The organism is Winogradskyella sp. Asnod2-B02-A, assembly GCF_045063645.1.
Taxonomy (GTDB): Bacteria; Bacteroidota; Bacteroidia; order Flavobacteriales; family Flavobacteriaceae; genus Winogradskyella.
Genome location: NZ_JBEFOG010000007.1, coordinates 1 through 2,812 on the forward strand (window position 1 = coordinate 1; position 2,812 = coordinate 2,812).

The following is a 2,812-nucleotide window of genomic DNA, read 5'->3' on the forward strand; positions in this document are numbered from 1 at the left end:
TGGAACGGGTAAAGGGGAATCTGAACCTAAAATAGATTGTTCAGCTGGTTGTACTAAAGAACAACATGCTGAAAATAGACGCTCTGAATTCCTTATTGTTAGCGGTGCGCCAATGACAGAGTAAGAAGTAAAAAATTAAAATTGTTTAGTTAAGATTATGTTTCATCAAACACAACAAGCAGAAAATAAGGTTTCTAAAAACAGTATTAACTGTTCTTATTGGTTAAAATTTGAGTTAATTGAATTTTGCAAAGCTAATGAGCTCTCTACTCAAGGGAGTAAAATTCAGTTAATACAAAGAATTAAAAATTTTCTAGACAAAAAAATTGTAGATAAAGCAAAATCTAATTCTCTTAAAAACAAGCGTAGAACAATAAAGAAAATCTCATAAATATTTAAAATAGATAATTAGATGAGCTATAGGTTTTTTTTGAGAACTTGTAAATTCTAACATGAGTGATTATAGCAAACGCAATCATTTTTTTGTGAACCTTTATTCATTATTATAGTTGAATGCGTAAATATTGCCTTTTTATGTTTTTAAACATGAATAATAGGCTTCTCATTTGAAAAATGTATGTTGATTCATGTATTTTCATTAAATTTCCATTTTAATAAAAAAAGTTTTTCTACCACTCAAAAAGAAAAAGAATTATTTAATTGAAAATTAGCTATGAAAAAAACTTTATATATTCTTACATTAATTATATCATCGTTTAGTTTCTCACAAGATATATTGATGGAGAATGGCTCTTTTACACGATGTGCTCCTGATAAATTTTATGATTCTGGTGGTGAATTTGGAAATTACGAAAATGATGAAAATCTTGTAACTACGATTTGTCCACAAAACGCTGATGAGTTCATTATTCTTAACTTTACATCTTTCACTACACAGTTAGGTGCACAGCCAGACGTTATGAATATTTATGATGGTGATGATGTAACGGCTCCATTGATAGGTAGTTATCAAGGGCCAGTCAATGTAGGTGCTGTTTCTGCTACAGATGCTAATATCTCTGGTTGTTTAACAGTAGAATTTATTTCTAGTGGTAGTGGAAATATTGATGGATGGGAAGCAGATATTTTATGTGCAACTCCGTGTCAGGATATTGTTGCATCCATAAGTAACTCAAATCCTGCTCCTAATGCTTCAGGTGTAATTGGCATTTTACCTGGTGATTCTGTCGATTTTTCTGGTAGTGCTACGTTTTCAGTTGATGATACAGATGCAACATATAATTGGAATTTTGGAGATTCTACTTTAGCTACAGGCGCTGATGTCACTCATACTTTTAATACTGCAGGTACGTATACTGTGACCTTAACGGTATTAGATAATAATCCACAAGGCTGTTCAGATACAACAACAATTACAGTTTTTGTTTTAGGGCCTAATGTTGTTATAGATCAAGAAACTTTTACTCCAGAGCAACTAATTCAAGATGTTTTAGTAGATAGTCCATGTGCTTCAGTATCTAATATTGTTGCTTCCACAGGTTCAACTATCAATGCAACATTACCTAATGGTATAGGTTATTTTTTTAGTAATGGAATTGATTTTCCTTTTGAAGATGGTTTATTACTTACTACAGGTGATGCCAGTAGAGCAGGAGGGCCAAATAATGCGAATTTGAGTGATGGCTCTTGGGCAGGAGATACAGATTTAGATACTTATTTGGGTGTTGATTCTAATGATGCTACTTATATACAGTTTGAATTTACACCACTCGCAGATAGTATTAGTTTTGATTTTTTAATGGCATCGGAGGAGTATGATATGGGATCTTTTGAATGTAATTATTCTGATGCATTTGCATTTTTATTAACAGATTCCTCAGGTAATGTGACAAATTTAGCAGTGTTACCTAATACAACCACGCCTATCTTAGTTACTAATATTCATCCCAATAATGGTGCTTCATGTGGTGGTATAAACGAAGAATATTTTGGTGCTTATACGCCTGCTTCAGGACCTCCAATAGCATTTGACGGTAGGACTACTGTTTTTACAGCTCAATCCGCAGTTGTTCCAGGTGAGGTTTATACAATAAAATTGGTCATTGCAGATGATAGAGATAGTAGTTTTGATTCTGGTGTATTTATAAAAGCTGGTAGTTTTAATTTAGGAGGAAATTTAGGTGATGATATTACCATTGCTGCAGGTACTGCAGAATGTGATGGTACAGAGATTGTTTTAGATACAGAGCTTTCATTAGCAACTCATATTTGGTATAAAGACAATGTTGTAATTCCTGGAGAGACATCTTCGACTATTACAGTTACCGAACCAGGTGTTTATTATGCTGATTTTGATTTTGCAGGTGTATGTACTGGGTCTGCAGATCCAATAATAATTGAATTTAGAAATAGCCCAACTGCTAGTCCTGCACAAAATTTATTGATTTGTAGTGGCACTGGTATTGAAGAATTTGATTTATCAGAAAATGATGATGATATTTTAGGAGGGCAAGATCCTTTAGATTTTTCTGTGAGTTATCACCTTACGGAACAAGATGCAATTGATAATATTGGGGCATTACCTGTTCCTTATACTAATATATCTAGTCCTCAAACTATCTGGGCGAGATTGGCTGACGTTACTCAAACGTGTGTAGATACTGTGTCATTTACAATATCTGCTGCTGGCCAACCCACCATCAATCCAGTTTCAGATTTAGAGATATGTGATGATGAGAGCAATGATGGATTTTCAGAGTTCGATTTAGAGTCACAGACTGCGATTATTTTAGGATCACAACCCTCATCAGATTACAATGTGAGTTATCATTTAAGTTTTGATGATGCAGAT

At 33.5% G+C, this 2,812-nt stretch carries 2 protein-coding genes; both read left to right on the forward strand.

From position 1 onward, the window contains the following. Positions 1 to 157 precede the first annotated feature (157 nt). Positions 158 to 391 (forward strand): SAP domain-containing protein, encoded by a 234-nt coding sequence (locus ACJJVO_RS00090; protein WP_405568916.1) that lies wholly within the window; start codon positions 158 to 160, stop codon positions 389 to 391. 282 nt (positions 392 to 673) lie between these two features. Then, positions 674 to 2,812: choice-of-anchor L domain-containing protein (locus ACJJVO_RS00095; RefSeq protein ID WP_405568919.1), on the forward strand; the 2,139-nt coding region annotated here is incomplete at its 3' end.

Coding starts and splice junctions, on each gene's coding strand:
- ACJJVO_RS00090 (WP_405568916.1), top strand. CDS start 158: ATGTTTCATCAAACACAACAAGCAGAAAATAAGGTTTCTAAAAACAGT.